Below are 19,365 nucleotides of genomic sequence, written 5' to 3'. Positions count from 1 at the left end.
TGACTTGTCGTCAGTAGCTGCGCTCACGGTCGGTCGTCTTGAAGCCAGGACGTTCGGAGACCAAGTTCCTGGACGACAGCTTCGACGGTCTCCCCCAGGGTCAGCGAGGTGGTGTCTAACCGAAGATCCGCTCCAGTCCTAAGGTCCAAGATGTTCCGCTCGGTGATGTGCTCTCCACTAACCGCGAAGTCGGCAGATCTCTTTACCTCGTCACTCGCCGCGGACCTGGCATAGCGGATCCGCCTCGCATCTGTGTTGGCTTCCAGGTAGACAAGCCGGGCTGTGCTGAGGTTCTCGAGTATCGGGACCGTCTGCCGCATAGTCCTAGCGGAGTCGAGGACGATCAGGTCCTTTTCGGACTGATCGAGGCGCTCCTCCAAGGCATAGAGCAGCCACCGGCCGTTTGTGCGTTGATCCAAGAGCCTGCCGCCGGTCTGGAGCGAGGTGCGGTCCGCTTCGGCCCCTGTCTCTCGCAACAGCACACGCCGGGCGCTTACGACATCTGCGAGAAGTTGGTCAGCCAGGGCGTCCGCCACCGCCGTCTTTCCAACGGCAATCGGCCCCGCCAGCACTACGACCTTCGTCATGACCCGGCGGCTGCTACTTCACTGCTGACCGTAGCGACCGTGCCGTCTTGAAGTTCCCCGCTAGGGAGCAGGTTCATCTCGTCGGGGAAGTGGTTGTCGAGGTCCTTTGGCGTGATCCGGAGGCGCCAGTATGGCTGCCCTACTACGATCGGGTCAGCGTCGTCAAGGCTCGTGCCGCTGTACTCCACTACCGGGAAGAGCCTCTGCTCGCGCCTCTGACTGTCGATCAACTTCTTCACCAGATCGTGCGGGGTCGGCTCCTGCGCGCCGTTGGTCCCGGCGGCGTGCGACCAGTCGTTGGTCAAGAGATCGCTTTTGAGGCCTCGCACACCCGACTCGACGTTGGTGGCGGTGATTTTGTCGTTGAGATCGGGGAGGTTCTTGACTGCCTGAGCCAACGAGGCCAGCTGGTCATACCTGATCAACGCCAGCCACGCGGCAGCCTGATCGTCGTCGACTCCCTTTCGAATCCCACTTTCCGCCTTTGCCCATACGTCCGGCGACACCTCGATCTTGTGCTCCTTCAGGAGCACGGTTGTCTTTGCGTCTGGCCCGGGCGGCAGGACGAAAAGAGCGGCATCGAAGCGTCCGGACCTCTTAATGGCGGGGTCAACGTCCTCGATGTTGTTCGTGTTTGCGAAGAAGAGCACCTTCCCTGCGGTCCACAACTTCGACAGTCGCGGCAGCATGGTGGTCGTAAAGAACCGCGAGAGCTGAGGTGCGTCTTGTCCACGCTTCTGGACGAGTTCATCGATCTCGTCCAGGAGGATCACGCACCGGTCGAGCTCCATCATCCGGCGGAAGACCTGGTCGGCACGCGCCGACACCATGTCCAGTCCCTCATTCAGGAACATGTCGGGCGTAATTTCCACGAACGGCCATCCCATCCGTCCGGCCAGTGCCTCGGCCAGGGTGGTCTTGCCCGTCCCGGGTGGGCCAAAGAGGACCGCGGACCGGCCTGCGCCATCCGCGATGACCTCCTCGTCTGGGTCCTCAGTGAAGTGGTCGGAGCAAGGTGGATGCTTCAAAGCCAGGGCAACTGTGGGAAGGGCAAAGTTCGTCGACAACTGGGTTCCGGCGGTCCCGAATCCGAGGTTCCATGTTCCGCCCCGCCGAGCCAGATCCTTCTTGCCCTTCGTCGCGGTGCGTGCTCCAAGGTCCGCCTGGGCCGTCTGATTCGTCCATGATCCGAGGAGGAGTCGCAGTCTCTGCGCATACCTGAATATCGAGGCCGTAGCCCAGGCCTCGGCGTTGTATGCGTTTGGACTATGCCCGGAGATCCATCCCCGTCCACCTCCGGTCCTCAATGCAGTGGCATCGGCGTGCCGGAGAAGGTTCACCAAGTTGTCGGCATACGGCCGAAGCATGTTGGCGAACTGGCGGTGCTCATTGACGGCAGGATCCGTGGCTACCGCGAGCATCTCGCCAAGGGTCTCGAATATGTAGCAGTACGCGTTCCCTGAGCCGTTCGAGTAGTTGAACAGGGGGGCTCCTCGCGGCCAGTCGCCGCGCGGGTCCTGTTGGTCGAAGAAGTTTCGAAGTCCCTGCCGGACGATGTGATAAGTCTGGGCACCTTGAACGAGATCGGTTCCCTCGGCGTGGCAGACGATCCCCGTGACGGCCCATGCCAACTGCTGCGGATCGGCGAACGGCGAGTCCGCGGCGAGCAGAGCCATCTGTTCGCTTGCAATCAGCCGTAGCCGATGGCTGCCCGCCGCCAGATGCTGGTTCTTCTCAGGCGGAGAGGCGCTGGCCGGTGCCCGGCGGAGTGCCGTAGTTGCCCAGTACGTGTGGTAGGCGTTTGTGGGGTAGGAGACTGTGGCGGGAGCCTCCGAAGCCAGGTTCGGGTCGATCACGACCTCACGTGCGCCATAGGCACCGAGCAACTTGTTATCCGGTTGGCAGGACCAGATCTGCTGCAGTAGAGCCTTCGTCTCGCTCGGAAACGCTTCGATAGCTTCCTGCGCATAGCGCGTGATCACGCCAAGCGTCCGCGTCCGGCAGTAGATGAAACCTGCCTCCTCAGAGCGCCAATGCTCGGGGTGCTGCAAGGCGAGCTTCGCGAACTTCACCAACTCGCCGAGGCGCTCTGCGTAACGAAGCCCCGAGTCGTTGTCAGACCTAATTCCCTTCCGGTCCTCGAGCAGGGATTCCCAGCAAGTGTGGACGGTCGTGATATGCCGTACGGGTTTACCGTCAGTGACAATGTGCTGCTCATCCTCGCGATGCTTGAACCAACCGGTCCCGCCGGTGGCTTCATCATCACGAAAGGTCAAGACGCTTCGCTCGTGATCGACCACGAACTCTTGGACGAAGTGGCGATCGGCGGCCAGTTGGTCAAAATCACTGTGCTGGGGGGCAGCCATCGGATCTAGGCGGAAGCCCTAGCGGCGGAATCACCTGTGGCGCGGGCCGCGTTGATGCGTTCCTTGTCGGAGACAGCCGTGGCCAGATCAACTCCGAGCGTATTCGCCAGGTGCACGAGGTAGAGCTGCACGTCGGCAACCTCGTGCGCGACATTGACCTCCTGATACCCGCCGGCTCGGGAGAGGCCTTCTGCCTTGCGTACGGCGCGAGCGAGTTCGCCGAGCTCCTCGGTCAACATGAGGAGCGTGTCACGAGCGCCCTCCTGGTCCCAGCCCCGCCGACCTGCGGCGCGCCCGTAATAGCTCTGGAGTGCCCCAATCCCTGCGCCGGGGGCAACCGAGCCGGCGACCTCTTCGACCTCGACTTCGATCGGCGAAGAGACCTGGTGGACGAGGCCGTTGAGCATCTCGTCCGCGAGGACGGCGTCAGTGAAGATGGGGATGCCGAGTGCGTGTGCGTGTCCAATCTCCATCGAGGCGCTGAGGCCGACGTAGCCGTCCGGGGCGTGCAGCCAGACGAAGTCTGCGTTGGAGATCGCGTCGAGGTGGCGTCGCTCAACCGTCAGGGCGCTCTCGTCGTGCTCGTCGGCCAGCCGAACGAAGGCCGCGTTGGGATCGACGAAGTCGAGACTGCGCGGCGCGAGGACCTGGAATTCGTCCTGGAGAGAGTCGAAGGTCTCGCGCAGCCCGACGGGATCGCGTCGGAAACTTCCACAGAGGACAGTCCGCATCAACTGTCGGCGCGAGGCAGAGGACGGTGAAAATTCTGCGGGTGCCAGCGTCTGAACGGTCATGGGACTACCTCGGTCCTGGATGTCAGCCCCGGCGGGCCTCCTGAGGGTGATCCTACCAAACTTGAGACTAAAGTGACATTAGCTTTACTATGGGGTATGGCGTCTTCCCCGACCGTCACCCTCGCTGTGCGCACAAGCGTCGTTTGTGCCGCGGTCAACGTCGCGCCGTCGACTCTTGCCTACTGGATTCGAGTGCGGGTGGTCTCGCCCTCCGTTATCGGCTCGACCGGCAAGCGCTACGAGCGCTGGTGGTCTCTCCAAGACGTGATGGCCGTCCGCGCGGTCAAGGCGCTGCGCGAGAGCGGGTGCCCGCTCCAGAAGGTGCGGGAGGCCGTTCGGCTCCTGGAGAAGTCGAGTGCCTCGCTTCACTCGACACGACTCGTTTGGGACGGTCAGGACGTTTTCCTGCAAGACCAGTGGGGGAGCATCGTCAGCGCTATCCGTAAGCCGGGTCAGCTCGTCCTGCATACGACGGTGCTTCCACTGGGTCAGTGGGAGGCCGAGACGTCGGCAATCGCCGAAGAAGTCGCCGTGCGCTCGGAAAAGCGGCGACGCAGGGAGTCCCGGAGTAGTCGGACAGAGACGACGCGTCTGTCCTCGTAGGGGAGATGCCCTGCGGCCTGCCTTAAGAGTCCCTGGGAGTGGTGGGGTTTGAGGGACCAGCGGCGGGGCGTCAGCACGTAGACGGCCATCGGCGGGATCTTCGGTGTGTACGGCCAAGCACTCACCGAAAGAGGTCCACCGATGGCCTTGCCCCAGTCTGCCCTGTCCGAGCTCCTTGAGGCGTTCCGTGCCGGTGATGGCGTCGACCTGATCCGTGACTCGGCCGGGTCGCGTTGCAGGACCTGATCGAGTTCGAAGCGACCGAACGGATCGGCGCCGCACCCTATGAGCGCACCGAGGACCGTGTCACCGAGCGCAACGGCCACCGGCCGCGGCTCCTGACCACCAAGGCCGGCGACGTCGAGCTGCGGATCCCCAAGCTGGGGAGAGGCTCGTTCTTCCCGATCATCCTCGAGCCCCGCCGCCGCATCGACCAGGCGCTGTATGCGGTGGTGATGGAGGCCTACGTCCACGGAATCTGCACCCGCAGCGTCGACGATCTCGTCGAAGCGATGGGCGGCACGGGCGTCTCCAAGTCCGAGGTCTCCCGGATCTGCACCGGCCTCGACGAGACCGTCGGTGCGTTCCGCACCCGGACCCTGGACCACGTCGAGTTTCCCTACATCTACCTCGATGCGACCTACCTCCACGTCCGCAACGCACCCGGCAGGGGCGGCCAGGTCGTGTCGATGGCGGTGGTCGTCGCGACCGGTGTCACCGCCACCGGTGAACGCGAGATCCTCGGCCTAGACGTCGGCGACAGCGAGGACGAGGTCTTCTCGCGCAGCTTCCTGCTCAGCCTCAAGCAACGCGGCCTGGCCGGCGTGAAGCTGGTGATCAGCGACCAGCACGCCGGCCTCGTCAAAGCGTTGAAGCGCGCCTTCCAGGGCGTCGCGCACCAGCGGTGCCGGGTCCACTTCGCCCGCAACCTCCTGGCCCACGTCCCCAAGGGCCAGGCCGACTACGTGGCCGCTGCGTTCCGGATGATCTTCGCCCAACCCAGCGCCGAGGACGTCCATGCCGCGTGGGACAAGACCCGCGACGAGCTCGCCGCCCGCTTCCCCAAGCTCGGGCCGCTGATGGACGAGGCGAAGGCCGAGGTCCTCGCCTTCACCGCGTTCCCACGCGAGCACTGGCGCAAGATGTGGTCGACCAACCCGCTCGAGCGGGTCAACAAGGAGATCAAGCGCCGCTCCCGCGTCGTGGGCATCTTCCCCAACGCCGCATCCGTGATCAGACTGGTCGGAGCGGTGGTCATCGACATGCACGACGAATGGATCGCAGGCGACCGCCGCTACCTCTCCGAAGGATCCATGGCCAAGCTCTACGCCACCAGCGATACTGAACCCGTCGCCGCCATCGACAACGGCGACGCGTAGGCATCGGGGATCACCTCAAAGCCCACCACCCCACGGGGCTCTGTCCGGCCTGCGTCACCCCCTCAATGAGCGCTGAGCCCTTCGCAGGACGTATGCCCGAGTGCGGGTTCCAGACCCTAGTGCCCATCGCAGACAGGTTGCGCGAACCCAATCCGGATTCGATCGGCTGACGTCGTTTACCCAGTTGGCCACGGAGTCCTGCACATACCGGCTCGGGTCATCTATCACGGCGTCCAGGAGTCGCTCGCCGATCCACGGCTCTCGAAGGAGAAGCGGGATGTGCCGGCTCCAGACCCCGCGCGGTCTCGTAGCCTCGACGGCGAATCGCCTGATGTTGGGGTCCTTCGAACTAGTCAACCGCTGCAACTCTTCAACGGCGCCAACGGGTGCGCCGGTAATGGGACCCCTAATGCCCAACCACGCCCACTCTCGGACCGCGAAGTGGGGATCGGCCCCGTAGACCACTGCCTCGGCCACCAATGCGGGCAGCGGTCGATCCCTCATGCCGACGGCGAACGCCGCCCACCCTCTTGCGGTGTCGCTCGGCCAGGTTGCGGCAACCGACACAAGGTCGTCGTCAAAGCGCTCCAACGAGAGTGCGGCTCCAGCGCGCATGCGGTCGAGGAAGCGCGGGACGCGCAACCTACCGCCCTCTCTCGCCAACTCCGGATACATCCAGGCTAGGAGGGCACCCTGATCCATCGCCATCTGCTCGATGTGGTTGGCAGAGGGCATGCCGCGTTCTAGCGCGGCAAGAATTTCCCTCGGCACGTCGACAAGCCGTCGCGCTCCCTTGCGCGGCGCAAGGGAGCGAGGGATCGAGTGCACGGATCGCATTGTCCTTGCGCCTGGCCCTCCCGTCGCCGGTTCGGGCAACAAGGTCCGTGTGGTCGAGAGCCGGGACGCCCCAACATTCCTGGCCGAGTGAGCTAGGGGGCGCATCCGCGGTCTTTCCCCCGTCAGTCCCCCCGGCGGCCGATTTGCCCCCGCGGAGGGATGCCGTCCAAAACCAGCCCTGGGCTTTCTGACCTGCGTATTTACCTGGTGGAGCCTAGGGGACTCGAACCCCTAACCCCCTGCTTGCAAAGCAGGTGCGCTACCAATTGCGCCAAGGCCCCCGGCGGGAGTGGAGCCGCTCAGCCCTTGCGGGTGACGGAGTCCGTCGCCTCGGCCCAGAGCGCCTGCTCGGTGCGGCCCTCGTCGAGCTTCTTCTTCGCGACGACGGCGCCGGCGGCGGCGATCGCGAGGAGGACGAGCTTCTTCACGGCGGGCTCCTCAGGTGAGGGGGCGGAGGGGGATGGGTGGGCCTAACAGGACTTGAACCTGTGACCTCTTCCTTATCAGGGAAGCGCTCTAACCGTCTGAGCTATAGGCCCGAGTCTGGTCGTTCCGACCAGGTGGTCGCCGGACGACCGAGGCGTGACGATACCCCACGGCTGAAGCGGCGGACAAAACGGCACCGGGGCTCAGTTGTCCTCGGAGAGGGTGACCTCGATGCCGCCGAGGAGCGCGGCCGCCATGTTGTAGAGGAACGCCCCCAGCGTCGCGATCGCGGTCAACAGGACCACGTCGACGACGGCGATCAGCATCGTGAAGCCGACCACCCGCGAGGTGCCGACGTAGTTCTCGACGTTGAAGTCGCGAGCCTCCTCGCCACCGACGATGTCGCGCACCGAGGTGTTGATCGACTCCCAGACGCCGGCGGCGTCGAGCACGCTCCACACCATCAGCACCGAGACGATCGTGACGATGCCGAAGGCGATGGAGAGCAGGAACGCCGTCTTCATCACCGACCAGGGGTCGACCCGGGTCAGCCGCAGCCGCGCCCGGCGGGCCGGTCGCGACAGGCCGGGGGTCGCGGACGAGTCGGCCTTCGCGTTCGCCGACCCCCCGGCCTTGGTCGCGCCGCCGGCGGAGGCGTCGGCGGCGCTCGCGCGCCGCTCCTCCACCACGCTGCCGATCCGCGCCTGCACGCGCTCCCTCAGCGGGGGCCGTACGGCGGTGTCGTCCGGCGCGGCATCACGTCCGGGCCCGGTCGAGGCGCGCTCGGCGAAGCGATCCGTCATGCGTCTTCATCCCCAGGCTCGTCGGTCGCGGTTCCATCGATTGTTGCACCCGGGGCCTCATCCGACGACTCCTCCGCCTCGAGGTCCGCCTCCACCCCGTCGGTGTCGCGGACGTCGGGGACGCTCTCGACCACCGGATCGGTGGCGGCGTCCTCGGCGGCCTCGGACCCGGACTCGGCGACCGCGTCGGCCGCCTCCTCGGTGACCTTGGCCTCGACCGAGCGGGCCACGACGGCCACGCTGTCGCCGGACTTGGGCGTCACGAACTTCACGCCCATCGTCGAGCGGCCGGTTGGCCGGAAGTGCTCGTTGACGGGGCTGCGGACGACCTGGCCGTTGGCGGTGATCGAGAGCACCTCGTCGCCGTCCTCGACGATGAAGGCGCCGACCAGGCCGCCGCGGTCCTCGTTGGTCAGGGCCATCGCCTTGATGCCGAGGCCGCCGCGCGACTGGAGGCGGTAGTCGTTGATCCGGGTGCGCTTGGCGAAGCCGCCGTCGGTGATGGTGAAGACGAACTGCGGCTTCACCTCGGCCACCTGCTCGGTGGTCGCCTCGACGTCCGGGGAGTCCTCGTTGCCCTCGGCGAGGCCGGCGGCCTCCTCGGCCGCGACCTGGCTGGCGCGGATGACCGACATCGAGAGCAGCGAGTCGCCGTCACGGAACTTCATGCCCGAGACGCCGGACGTCGCCCGGCCCATCGGCCGCAGCTGGGAGTCGTCGGCGCGGAACCGGATCGCCTGACCCTTGCGGGAGACCAGCAGGATGTCGTCGTCGGCGCTGACCAGCTCCGCGCCGATCAGCTCGTCGTCGGCCTCGCGGAAGTTGATCGCGATCACGCCGGCCTGGCGGGGGCTGTTGTAGTCGCCGAGGCGGGTCTTCTTCACCAGCCCGCTGCGCGTGGCCAGCACGAGGTACGGCGCCTGCTCGTAGTCGCGGATCGCGAGCACCTGGGCGATCGACTCGTCGGGCTGGAAGCTCAGCAGCCCGGCGACGTGACCGCCCTTGGCGTCGCGGGACGCCTCCGGGAGGTTGTAGGCCTTGGTGCGGTAGACCCGGCCGGCGGTGGTGAAGAACAGCAGCCAGTGGTGGTTGGTCGTGGCGATGAAGTGCTCGACGACGTCGTCGCCGCGCAGGGTCGCGCCGCGCACGCCCTTCCCGCCGCGCTTCTGGGTGCGGTACTGGTCGGCGCGGGTGCGCTTGGCGTACCCGCCGCGCGTGATGGAGACGACGAGGTCCTCGTCGGGGATCAGGTCCTCCATCGACAGGTCGCCGTCGGCCGCGATGATCTGGCTGCGCCGGTCGTCGCCGTACTTCTCGACGATCTCCTCCAGCTCGTCGCCCACGATCTGCCGCTGGCGCGCGACGTTGGCGAGGATGTCCTGGAGGTCGGCGATGATCTCCTCGAGCCGGGCGAGGTCGTCGATCGTCTTCTGCCGCTGCAGCGCGGCGAGGGCGCGCAGCTGCATGTCGAGGATCGCGTTGGCCTGGACCTCGTCGACGTCGAGCAGCTCGATCAGGCCCTGGCGGGCCTCGGTGACGTCGGGCGAGCGCCGGATGAGCGCGATCACCTCGTCGAGCATGTCGAGGGCCTTGACCAGGCCGCGGAGGATGTGGGCCCGGCGCTGCGCGTCGTCGAGGCGGTACTGGGTGCGCCGTCGGATGACCTCGACCTGGTGCTCGACCCAGTGGCTGATGAACTGGTCGACCGAGAGGGTGCGCGGCACGCCGTCGACCAGCGCCAGCATGTTGGCGCTGAAGTTGGTCTGCAGCTCGGTGTGCTTGAGCAGGTTGTTGAGGACGACGCGGGCGACGGCGTCGCGCTTGAGGACGACGACGAGGCGCTGGCCGGTGCGGTCGGAGGTGTCGTCGCGGACGTCGGAGATGCCCTGCACCTTGCCGGAGTCGGCGAGCTCGGCGATCTTCAGCGCCAGGTTGTCGGGGTTGACCATGTAGGGCAGCTCGGTGACCACCAGGCAGGTGCGGCCGCGGCTGTCCTCGTCGACCTCGATCACCGCGCGCTGGGTGATCGACCCGCGCCCGGTGCGGTAGGCCTGCTCGATGCCCTGGCGGCCCACGATCAGCGCGCCGTTGGGGAAGTCGGGGCCCTTGATCCGCTCGAGCAGGGCGTCCTGGAGCTCCTCGCGGCTGGCGTCGGGGTGCTCCAGCGCCCAGCGCGCGCCGTCCGCGACCTCGCGGAGGTTGTGCGGCGGGATGTTGGTGGCCATGCCGACCGCGATGCCGGCCGAGCCGTTGACCAGCAGGTTCGGGATCCGGGCCGGCAGCACGACCGGCTCCTGCGAGCGGCCGTCGTAGTTGGCCTGGAAGTCGACCGTGTCCTGCTCGATGTCGCGGACCATCTCGAGCGCCAGGGGCGCCATCCGGCACTCGGTGTACCGCATGGCCGCCGCGGCGTCGTTGCCCGGCGAGCCGAAGTTGCCCTGGCCCTGGATCATCGGCGCCCGCATCACCCACGGCTGCGCGAGGCGGACCAGGGTGTCGTAGATCGCCGTGTCGCCGTGCGGGTGGTACTGACCCATCACGTCGCCGACGACGCGCGAGCACTTCGAGAAGCCGCGGTCCGGCCGGTAGCCCCCGTCGAACATCGCGTAGAGCACCCGGCGGTGCACGGGCTTGAGGCCGTCGCGGACGTCGGGCAGCGCGCGGCCGACGATCACGGCCATCGCGTAGTCGATGTAGGCGCGCTGCATGGAGGTCTGCAGCTCGACCGGCTCGACGCGGCCGCCCGGTGCGCCGCCGTCGGTGGGGGTCTGGGTCACGATGACTCTCTCTGGTCGGTTCTACGAATATCTAGTGGTGTCGCTAGATCCCTAGATATCGAGGAATCGGACGTCCTTGGCGTTGCGCTGGATGAAGGAGCGGCGCTGCTCGACGTCCTCGCCCATCAGGATCGAGAAGACCTCGTCGGCCTGGGCGGCGTCGTCCAGCGTGACCTGCAGCATCAGCCGCTGGTCGGGGTCCATGGTGGTCTCCCACAGCTCCTTGGCGTTCATCTCGCCGAGGCCCTTGTAGCGCTGGACCGGGTTCTCCTTGGGCAGCTTCTTGCCCGCGGCCTGGCCGTCGCGCAGCAGCGCGTCGCGCTCGGAGTCGGAGTAGACGAACTCGTGCTCGTTGGGCTTGTTCCAGCGCAGCCGGTAGAGCGGCGGCTGCGCCATGTAGACGTGGCCGTGCTCGATCAGCGGCCGCATGAACCGGAAAAGCAGCGTGAGCAGCAGGGTGTTGATGTGGTGGCCGTCGACGTCGGCGTCGGCCATCAGCACGACCTTGTGGTAGCGCAGCTTCTCCAGGTCGAACTCCTCCTGGATGATGCCGGTGCCGAGCGCGGAGATGATCGACTGCACCTCGATGTTGCCGAGCACCCTGTCGATGCGCGCCTTCTCGACGTTCAGGATCTTGCCGCGGATCGGCAGGATCGCCTGGATCCGCGGGTCGCGGCCCTGACGGGCCGAGCCGCCCGCCGAGTCGCCCTCGACGATGAAGACCTCGCACTCCGCGGGGTTGGTCGACTGGCAGTCCGACAGCTTGCCGGGCAGGCCGCCGCCGCCGAGCAGGCCCTTGCGGCCGCGCGCCAGGTCGCGCGCCTTGCGCGCGGCGACCCGGGCGGACGCCGCGGCCTGCGCCTTGCGGACGATGTCCTTGCCCTCGGCGGGGTTCTGCTCCAGCCACGCGCCGAGCTGGTCGTTGACCGTCCGCTGCACGAAGCCCTTGGCCTCGGTGTTGCCGAGCTTGGTCTTGGTCTGGCCCTCGAACTGCGGCTCGCCGAGCTTGAGGGAGATGATCGCGGTGAGGCCCTCGCGGATGTCGTCGCCGGTGACCCGGTCCTCCTGCTTCTTCATCAGGCCCCAGTCGAACCCGGCGTTGTTGATCAGCGTGGTCAGCGCCGCCCGGAAGCCCTCCTCGTGCGTGCCGCCCTCGTGGGTGTTGATGGTGTTGGCGAAGGTGTGGACCGACTCGGTGAACGAGGTGTTCCACTGCATCGCGACCTCGAGGCTCATGTGGTTCTCGACGCTCTCGGCCGTCTCGGCCTCGAAGGCGATGACCGAGGCGTTGGCCTTGTCCTTGCGCCGGTTGAGGTGCTCGACGTAGTCGATCAGGCCGCGGTCGTACTTGAAGACCTGCTCGACGCCGCCGCCGCTCCCGGGCTTCAGCGCGTCGTGGCCGGCGGAGTCCAGGCTGTTGTCGACGGTGTCGTCGGCGACCGCCTCGGCGATGTCGGCCGACTCCGGCCGCTCGTCGCGCACGACGATCTCGAGGCCCTTGTTGAGGAAGGCCATCTCGCGGATCCGCGCCGAGATCGTCTCCAGCGAGTACGTCGTGGTCTCGAAGATGTCCTCGGAGGCCCAGTAGGTCACGGTGGTGCCGGTGCTCTCGCCCGGCTCCATCGGCCGGACCTGCTCGAGGTCGCCGTCGGGGACGCCGAGGCTGAAGCTCTGGCGCCACAGGTGGCCGCGGTTGCGGACCTCGACGATCAGCTTGGTCGAGAGCGCGTTGACCACCGAGACGCCGACGCCGTGCAGGCCGCCGGACACCTTGTAGCCGCCGCCGCCGAACTTGCCGCCGGCGTGCAGCATCGTGAGCGCCATCGTGACCGCGGGCATGTCGGCGCCCGGGGCGGTGTCGGTGGGGATGCCGCGACCGTTGTCCTCGACGCGGACCGCGCCCTCCTGCGTGAGGGTGATGACGATCCGGTCGCAGTGGCCGGCGAGCGCCTCGTCGACCGCGTTGTCGACGATCTCCCAGATCAGGTGGTGCAGGCCGCGCTCACCGGTGGAGCCGATGTACATGCCCGGGCGCTTGCGCACCGCCTCGAGGCCCTCGAGCACCTGGATCGCGGAGGCGTCGTACTCGGAGTCGACGTGCTGGGATCGCAGGGGGGCCGCCGGTGCCGCCTCCTCGGGGAGGGCGTTCTCGGGGACGGGGTTCTCGGCGGCGGCTCGGTCCGACACGGACACCTCTTCGCTGACGGGCGACCCGCCTGGAGCAGGTCGCGTGACACACAGAAGGTCGCAGCGGCACGGGACCGGCGACCTGTGACCCATGATAGCCCGCTGAGGGCCTCAGAACACGCGTCTGTCCGTGTCGGGGAGTCCCCTGTGGACGGCGACGGCCCCTGAGCGGCCCGTGAAGGGCTCCGGAAGCGGCGACCAGGGTCCCCGCTGCATCCCCGTACGTCGACCCGGCTCCTGGATCGTCCTGCGTGCCCCTCGCCGGTCCGGCCGCCGTCGACCCGTCCCGGTCAGCCGTAGGTGTCGCGCGGACCGCGCCCGTCGCGGACCGAGCGGAGGCCCTTCTTCCACGACGGCAGGTTCGGGCCGAGCACCTCCAGGAGCGCGACGGTGCCGTGCCCCAGCTGCTCGTTGAGCCGGCGGACGACGGTCGGGGCGAGCAGCCGCAGCTGGGTCGCCCAGGCGGTGGAGTCGGTGCGCACGACGAGCTTGCCGTCGGCGAAGGACTCCGGCGTGCAGTGCGCCGCGACCTCGTCGCCGACCAGCTCGGCCCAGCGGCCGAAGACGCCGTGCACGCGCAGGTCGAGCTCCCAGCCGTGGTCGCCCACGAGCCGGCCGAGCGTGGACTCGAGCAGCTGCGGGTCACGGTCATCGGGGTGCGACCCGCTGACCCGGCCCCCCGACGTACGCGGCGGCGGCTTGCGGGAGCGCCGGCGCGCGGTGGGCAGCGACCCCGCGGTCGCGCGGGTCAGCGCCTTGGCCAGGTCGAGACCGTCGTCGCGGCGGTCGGGGTCGGCCGGCGCGGCAGCCTCGGCCTCCGGGGTCTCCTCGTCCTCACTCACGGGTGACCTCGCCGCCGGCGACGAGGTACCGCACCCCCGCCAGCGCCTCGGGGACGTCGGCGCCGACCGCGGCCGTGACCAGCACCTGCTCGGCGCCGGCGACCAGGTCGGCGAGCTGGGCCCGCCGCTCGGTGTCGAGCTCGGCGAAGACGTCGTCGAGGATCAGGATCGGGTCGTCGCCGTCGGCGCGGAGCAGGTCGTACGACGCCAGCCGCAGCGCGAGCGCGAAGGACCAGGACTCGCCGTGCGAGGCGTACCCCTTCACCGGGAGGGTGGACTCGCCCGGGCCGTGCCCGAGCGTGAGCAGCAGGTCGTCGCGGTGCGGGCCGACCAGCGAGACGCCGCGGTCGAGCTCGTCGCGGCGGCGGCGCTCCACCTCCGCCAGCAGCAGCGCGGTGAGCGTCTCCTGGTCGGTGACGCCGCCGAGGTCGAACGACGGGCGGTACTCGATCTCGGCGTCGTCGCGGCTGGCCCCGCGGGCGACGGTCTCGTAGGCCTTGCCGACGTACGGGCGCAGCTCCTCGACCAGCGCGAGCCTGGCGGCGAGCAGCTCGGCGCCGGTGCGGGCGAGGTGGTCGTCCCACACCCCGAGGGTCGAGAGCGCACCCTCCTGGGAGGAGCTCCCCCGGCGGGCCGCGCCGGCCGTCTTCAGCAGCGAGTTTCGCTGCCGCAGCACCCGGTCGTAGTCGGCGCGGGTGCCGGAGAGCCGCGGGACGCGCAGCACCAGCAGGTCGTCGAGGAACCGGCGCCGGTCCGACGGGTCGCCCTTGACCAGGGTGAGGTCCTCGGGCGAGAAGACCACCGTGCGGACCAGGCCGACCAGCTCGCGCGCCCGCGGGAGCGGGGTCTTGTTGACCCGGGCCCGGTTGGCGCGGCCGGGGTTCAGCTCGACCTCGAGCACCGCCGTACGACCGTCGCGGACCACCGCGGCGCGCACCACCGCCTGGTCGGCGCCGGCCCGGACGAGCGGGGCGTCGGTGGCCACCCGGTGCGAGGAGAGCCGGGAGAGGTAGTCGATCGCCTCGACGAGGTTGGTCTTGCCCTGGCCGTTGCGCCCGATGAACGCCGTGACGCCCGGCTCCAGCGGGACCTCCGCCGAGGCGTAGGACCGGAAGTCGTGCAGGGACAGGTGCGAGACGTGCACGTGCGGCCGGCTAGCTCTCCGCGGGCTCGACGTCGTCGCCGGAGCCCGCCTGCCGCGCGGAGCCGGTCTGGTCGGGCATGCCCCCGCCGTCGGAGTCGGCGTCGCCGCCCTTGGGCGCCGCCGTCTGCATGGCGTGCCCGCCGAACTGGTTGCGCATCGCCGCGACCGCCTTCATCGCCGGCGAGTCGTCCTGGCGGGAGACGAACCGGGCGTAGAGCGCCGCGGTGATCGCCGGGGTCGCGACCGCGTGCTCGATGCCGGCCTCGACGGTCCAGCGGCCCTCGCCGGAGTCCTCGGCGTAGCCGCGGATGCCCTCGAGCCCGGGCTGCTCGTCGAGCGCGGCGACCAGCAGGTCGAGCAGCCAGGACCGGATGACGGTGCCCTCGCGCCAGGACCGGAAGACCTCAGTCACGTTGTCGACCATCGGGACCTTCTGGAGCAGCTCCCAGCCCTCGGCGTAGGACTGCATGATCGCGTACTCGATGCCGTTGTGGACCATCTTGGAGAAGTGCCCGGCGCCCACCGAGCCGGCGTGCACCGACCCGAACTCACCCTCGGGCTTGAGCGCGTCGAAGAACGGCTGGACCTTCTCGACGTGCTCCTGCTCGCCGCCGTACATCAGGGCGTAGCCGTTCTCCAGGCCCCAGACGCCGCCGGAGACGCCGCAGTCGACGAACCCGATGCCGAGCTTGGCGAGCTGCTCAGCGTGCTCGAGGTCGTCGGTCCAGCGCGAGTTGCCGCCGTCGACCACGACGTCACCCTCGCCGAGGAGCTCCGCGAGCTCGGCGACCGTCGCCCGGGTGGCGTCGCCCGCGGGCACCATCACCCAGACCACCTTCGGCGAGGGCAGCTGCTCGACCATGTCGGCGAGCGAGGTGGCGTCGCTGACGTCCTGGTTGCGGTCGTAGCCCACGACGGTGTGGCCCGCGCGGCGCAGGCGCTCGCGCATGTTGCCGCCCATCTTGCCGAGTCCGACGAGTCCGATGTCCACGTGCGGGGTCCTTCCCTCGGGGTGCTTCCAGCGGTCGGTGCCCACCATAGGCGCCGCGGGAACGGCTCAGGAGAGGAGGCGCCGCGGCATCAGCAGGTAGCGGAACCCCGGGTCCCCGCCGGCGTCGCCGACCGAGCCGCTGATCACCACGGGCTTGGACGCCTGGGTGAAGGCGAGCTCGACGACGGGCTCGTCGATCGCGGTCAGCCCGTCGAGCAGGAACTGCGGGTTGAAGCCGGTGGTGATGTCCTCGCCCTCGATGGTGGCCTCGATCGACTCCGAGGCCTGGGCCTCGTCGCCGGAGCCCGCGTCCAGGGTCAGGACGCCGTCGCTGAACGACAGCTGGACCGCGGTGTTGCGCTCCGCGACCAGCGCGACGCGCTTGACCGACTCGACCAGCGCTGCCTTCTCGACCTTGGCGACGGTCAGGTGCTCGGAGGGGAACAGGCTGCGGACCTTGGGGAACTCGCCGTCGAGCAGCCGGGTCGTCGTACGCCGCAGGCCGCCGGCCGCCGCGCCCTCGAAGCCGATGATGCCCTCGCCGCTGCCGCCCGCGGCGAGCGCGATGGTCACCTCGGAGCCGGCGGTGAGGGACTTGGCCGTGTCGCCGAGCACCTTGGCCGGCACCAGCGCGGCCACCGACTCGTCGGGGCTGCGCGGGTCCCAGCCGAGCTCGCGGTGGGAGAGCCGGAACCGGTCGGTGGCCAGCAGCGAGATCGTGGAGCCGTCGATCTCGATCCGGACGCCGGTGAGCACGGGGAGCATGTCGTCGCGCCCCGCGGCGGTGACCGCCTGGGCCACCGCGTGCGCGAACACGTCGCTCTGCACGGTGCCGGTCGCGGCCGGCATCTCGGGCAGCGTCGGGTAGTCGTCGACCGGCATGGTCTGGAGGCTGAACCGGGCGGAGCCGCAGGTCAGCGAGACGCGGCTGCCGTCGAGGACCATCTCGACCGGCTTCGCCGGGAGGCTGCGGCAGATGTCGGCGAGCAGCCGGCCGCTGACCAGCGCGCGGCCGTCGTCGCTGACGTCGGCCGCGAGGGTGGCGCGGGCGGAGGTCTCGTAGTCGAAGGTGGAGAGCACCAGACCCTCCTCGCCCGCCTCGATCAGCAGGCCAGCCAGGACAGGGACGCTGGGTCGGACCGGGAGGCTGCGCGCAGCCCAGGCGACGGCATCAGCGAGGACGTCGCGCTCGACGCGGAACTTCACGATTTCTGGTCCTTCGACTCGGGTTGCCGGGATGCGCATCCTGCCATGCGGCGGCGGGTTCGGGCAGGTGCGGTCTGGTTGTCCCCAGGCAAGGGGCCAGGTGTAGTTCGACCGTCGATCGTCATGGTTGGAGGTGAGGAGGAGTCACAGCAACGGTGGAAACTGTGGACAACTCCTGTCGTCGCAGGTCAGCGCGCTCGATCGTCGTGCACAGGGGCTGTGCACGACGCGGGCACGGACCGCGGCGGCCTGTGCACTCGGCCGGGTCCCGCCGGTGTTCCTGTGGTTCCTCCACAGGCTGCCGGGCTAGGTGGTCGACCTGGACCACAAGAAGTGCACAGGCTGCCGGGTCGCTCAGCCGACTCAGGCGACGCTGAGGGTGACCTCGATGTTGCCGCGGGTGGCGTTCGAGTACGGGCAGACCTGGTGCGCCTGCTCGACCAGCTTCTGGGCGGTCTCGGCGTCGACGGCGGGCAGCGAGACCTCGAGCTGGACGGAGAGCTGGAACCCCCCGGTCTCGGTGGGGTTGACCGAGACGTCGGCGACCACCTCGGAGTCGGTGGTGTCGGCCTTCGCCTGGCCGGCGACCAGGCGCAGGGCGGAGTGGAAGCACGCGGCGTACCCCGCGGCGAAGAGCTGCTCGGGGTTCGTGGCGCCCCCGGAGCCGCCCATCTCCTTCGGGACGCGGACGTCGAGGTCGAGGACGCCGTCGGTGGACTGGACGTGGCCGTTGCGGCCGTCGCCCGTGGCGGCGGCGGAGGCGGTGTAGAGGGAGGTCATGCCGCCAACGTAGGACGGCCCGTGCAATCGGGCCGCTCGGTCAGGACTGCCGGGCCTGCATCTTGACGCGGTTGGTGAGCTCGCTGACCTGGTTGAACACGGCCCGCCGCTCGGCGAGCAGCTGGTTGATCTTGCGGTCGGCGTACATCACCGTCGTGTGGTCGCGGTTGCCGAACTGCGCGCCGATCTTGGGCAGCGAGAGGGCGGTGAGCTCGCGGCACAGGTACATCGCGATCTGCCGGGCCATCACCAGGTGCCGGCCGCGGCTGGGCCCGGTGAGCTCCTCGATGGAGAGCCCGAAGTACGCCGCGGTCTGCGCGATGATCAGCGCCGCGGTGATCTCCGGCTCGCCACCCTCGGGGATCAGGTCCTTGAGCACGATCTCGGCCAGGGTCATGTCGACCTCCTGGCGGTTGAGGTTGGCGAAGGCCGTGACCCGGATCAGCGCGCCCTCGAGCTCGCGGATGTTGGTCTGGATCTTCGAGGCGATGAACTCCAGCACGTCCGGGGGCGCGGTGAGCCGGTCCATCGCCGCCTTCTTCCGCAGGATCGCGATCCGGGTCTCGAGGTCGGGCGGCTGGACGTCGGTGATCAACCCCCACTCGAAGCGGTTGCGCAGCCGGTCCTCGAGCGCCTCGAGGCGCTTGGGCGGCCGGTCGGAGGTCAGCACGATCTGCTTGTTGGCGTTGTGGAGGGTGTTGAAGGTGTGGAAGAACTCCTCCTGGGTCTGGGTCTTGCCCTCCAGGAACTGGATGTCGTCGATCAGCAGCACGTCCACGTCGCGGTAGCGCCGCTTGAAGCGGTCCTGCCGGTCGTCGCGGATCGCGTTGATGAACTCGTTGGTGAACTCCTCGCTGGAGACGTAGCGCACCTTCGCCCCGGTGTAGAGGCTGCGCACGTAGTGGCCGATCGCGTGCAGCAGGTGCGTCTTGCCCAGGCCGGAGTCGCCGTAGACCAGCAGCGGGTTGTACGCCTTGCCCGGCGCCTCGGCGACCGCCACCGCCGCGGCGTGCGGGAACCGGTTGGACGAGCCGATGACGAAGGTCTCGAAGGTGTACTTGGGGTTGAGCCGGGTCTCGAGCGCCGCGGGCTTGGTGGGGCCGGTGTGCGCCGGGTCGAGCGACTCGTCGGCCGAGGACAGCGAGGGCGGGCCGGGGGCGGGCTCCACCGGACGCATCTGCGTCGACATGTCGACATGTCCACTTGTCGGCGAAGCGTGCACCTCGGGCGTCGGCGGCGTCTCGACGTCCTCGAGGACCGGGTTGACGGTCACGGCGATCCGGATCTCGCGACCGAACGAGATGGTGAGCGCGTCCTCGAGCTGCCCGCGGAGCCGGCCCTCGAGCTGGCTGCGGGTGAACTCGTTGGGCACCGCGATGATCGCGGTGTTGCCGTGCAGCGTCACCGGCTCGCTGGCGCGCAGCCAGGCGCGCTGGTTGGGCAGCAGGTCGTTGACGACGCCGTGCCACGCCGTCTCGAGGTCGACGCCCGGGGCGTCGGGGCGTCCGGAGGGGTCCTGGTCCACGGTTCCCGTGTCCTTCATCGAGTCGGGGGGCCCGGGAACGTGTCCCGGGTGGTGTCGGTCGGTCTGTCCACAGCTTTGTCCACAGGCTGTGAACCGGGCTCCGCAGTGCTGGAGGAGA

The 19,365-nt window shown here is 68.7% G+C and carries 14 protein-coding genes, 2 tRNA genes and 1 pseudogene; 2 read left to right on the top strand and 15 right to left on the bottom strand.

Annotated elements, in window-relative coordinates; genetic code table 11:
* Positions 1-23: 23 nt before the first annotated feature.
* From H4O22_RS00080 to H4O22_RS00070, 3 genes are read right to left on the bottom strand one after another with little or no spacing between them, the layout of a single operon-like run.
* Positions 24-587 (bottom strand): hypothetical protein, encoded by a 564-nt coding sequence (locus H4O22_RS00080; protein WP_182525118.1) that lies wholly within the window; start codon positions 585-587, stop codon positions 24-26.
* Positions 584-2,953: an AAA family ATPase gene (locus H4O22_RS00075; protein WP_182525117.1), complete on the bottom strand. Its 2,370-nt coding sequence runs from the start codon at positions 2,951-2,953 to the stop codon at positions 584-586. The genes H4O22_RS00080 and H4O22_RS00075 overlap by 4 nt, the downstream gene beginning before the upstream one ends.
* A 5-nt stretch (positions 2,954-2,958) precedes the next feature.
* Positions 2,959-3,747, bottom strand: coding sequence for a MazG nucleotide pyrophosphohydrolase domain-containing protein (locus H4O22_RS00070; protein ID WP_182525116.1), 789 nt, complete (start codon positions 3,745-3,747; stop codon positions 2,959-2,961).
* Between the two features lie 96 nt (positions 3,748-3,843).
* Between H4O22_RS00070 and H4O22_RS20850 the strand changes: the two genes are divergently transcribed.
* Both H4O22_RS20850 and H4O22_RS00060 read left to right on the top strand, forming a co-directional pair.
* Complete coding sequence (locus H4O22_RS20850; protein ID WP_425325968.1) at positions 3,844-4,350, top strand: helix-turn-helix domain-containing protein; 507 nt, start codon at positions 3,844-3,846, stop codon at positions 4,348-4,350.
* Between the two features lie 141 nt (positions 4,351-4,491).
* Positions 4,492-5,729, top strand: a pseudogene (locus tag H4O22_RS00060) (IS256 family transposase).
* A 1,042-nt stretch (positions 5,730-6,771) separates the two neighbouring features.
* Here H4O22_RS00060 and H4O22_RS00055 read toward each other — a convergent pair.
* From H4O22_RS00055 to dnaA, 12 genes are all read right to left on the bottom strand, one after another.
* A tRNA-Ala gene (locus H4O22_RS00055) sits at positions 6,772-6,847 on the bottom strand.
* Between the two features lie 18 nt (positions 6,848-6,865).
* Positions 6,866-6,994, bottom strand: a complete 129-nt coding sequence (locus tag H4O22_RS20365; protein WP_220451229.1) for a DLW-39 family protein — start codon at positions 6,992-6,994, stop codon at positions 6,866-6,868.
* A gap of 37 nt (positions 6,995-7,031) precedes the next feature.
* Positions 7,032-7,105 (bottom strand) — tRNA-Ile (locus H4O22_RS00050).
* Between the two features lie 90 nt (positions 7,106-7,195).
* Positions 7,196-7,795 (bottom strand): DUF3566 domain-containing protein, encoded by a 600-nt coding sequence (locus H4O22_RS00045; protein ID WP_182525114.1) that lies wholly within the window; start codon positions 7,793-7,795, stop codon positions 7,196-7,198.
* On the bottom strand, positions 7,792-10,572 hold the full coding sequence (gene gyrA, locus H4O22_RS00040; protein ID WP_182525113.1) for a DNA gyrase subunit A: 2,781 nt from the start codon (positions 10,570-10,572) through the stop codon (positions 7,792-7,794). Before gyrA ends, H4O22_RS00045 begins: the two co-directional genes overlap by 4 nt.
* A gap of 51 nt (positions 10,573-10,623) precedes the next feature.
* The gene (gene gyrB, locus H4O22_RS00035) at positions 10,624-12,765 is read right to left on the bottom strand and encodes a DNA topoisomerase (ATP-hydrolyzing) subunit B (RefSeq protein ID WP_406603320.1); all 2,142 of its coding nucleotides are present in this window, start codon (positions 12,763-12,765) and stop codon (positions 10,624-10,626) included.
* Between the two features lie 284 nt (positions 12,766-13,049).
* Complete coding sequence (locus tag H4O22_RS00030; RefSeq protein ID WP_182525112.1) at positions 13,050-13,601, bottom strand: DciA family protein; 552 nt, start codon at positions 13,599-13,601, stop codon at positions 13,050-13,052.
* Positions 13,594-14,745, bottom strand: a complete 1,152-nt coding sequence (gene recF, locus H4O22_RS00025; RefSeq protein WP_182525111.1) for a DNA replication/repair protein RecF — start codon at positions 14,743-14,745, stop codon at positions 13,594-13,596. Before recF ends, H4O22_RS00030 begins: the two co-directional genes overlap by 8 nt.
* Positions 14,746-14,755: 10 nt before the next feature.
* Positions 14,756-15,736: a phosphogluconate dehydrogenase (NAD(+)-dependent, decarboxylating) gene (gene gnd / locus H4O22_RS00020; RefSeq protein WP_182525110.1), complete on the bottom strand. Its 981-nt coding sequence runs from the start codon at positions 15,734-15,736 to the stop codon at positions 14,756-14,758.
* 66 nt (positions 15,737-15,802) lie between these two features.
* On the bottom strand, positions 15,803-16,942 hold the full coding sequence (gene dnaN / locus H4O22_RS00015) for a DNA polymerase III subunit beta (protein ID WP_182525109.1): 1,140 nt from the start codon (positions 16,940-16,942) through the stop codon (positions 15,803-15,805).
* Between the two features lie 363 nt (positions 16,943-17,305).
* Positions 17,306-17,722 carry an organic hydroperoxide resistance protein gene (locus tag H4O22_RS00010; RefSeq protein ID WP_182525108.1) on the bottom strand — a complete coding sequence of 139 codons (417 nt, stop codon included), beginning with the start codon at positions 17,720-17,722 and terminating at the stop codon, positions 17,306-17,308.
* A 40-nt stretch (positions 17,723-17,762) separates the two neighbouring features.
* On the bottom strand, positions 17,763-19,265 hold the full coding sequence (dnaA, locus tag H4O22_RS00005; protein WP_182525107.1) for a chromosomal replication initiator protein DnaA: 1,503 nt from the start codon (positions 19,263-19,265) through the stop codon (positions 17,763-17,765).
* Between the last annotated feature and the right edge of the window lie 100 nt (positions 19,266-19,365).

Source organism: Nocardioides dongkuii (assembly GCF_014127485.1).
GTDB lineage: Bacteria > Actinomycetota > Actinomycetes > Propionibacteriales > Nocardioidaceae > Nocardioides > Nocardioides dongkuii.
Note: the sequence above shows the minus strand (reverse complement) of the source record. Positions and strands in the feature narration are given on the sequence as shown.

Coding starts and splice junctions, on each gene's coding strand:
- H4O22_RS00080 (WP_182525118.1), bottom strand. CDS start 587: ATGACGAAGGTCGTAGTGCTGGCGGGGCCGATTGCCGTTGGAAAGACG.
- H4O22_RS00075 (WP_182525117.1), bottom strand. CDS start 2,953: ATGGCTGCCCCCCAGCACAGTGATTTTGACCAACTGGCCGCCGATCGC.
- H4O22_RS00070 (WP_182525116.1), bottom strand. CDS start 3,747: ATGACCGTTCAGACGCTGGCACCCGCAGAATTTTCACCGTCCTCTGCC.
- H4O22_RS20850 (WP_425325968.1), top strand. CDS start 3,844: ATGGCGTCTTCCCCGACCGTCACCCTCGCTGTGCGCACAAGCGTCGTT.
- H4O22_RS00045 (WP_182525114.1), bottom strand. CDS start 7,795: ATGACGGATCGCTTCGCCGAGCGCGCCTCGACCGGGCCCGGACGTGAT.
- H4O22_RS00010 (WP_182525108.1), bottom strand. CDS start 17,722: ATGACCTCCCTCTACACCGCCTCCGCCGCCGCCACGGGCGACGGCCGC.
- dnaA (WP_182525107.1), bottom strand. CDS start 19,265: ATGAAGGACACGGGAACCGTGGACCAGGACCCCTCCGGACGCCCCGAC.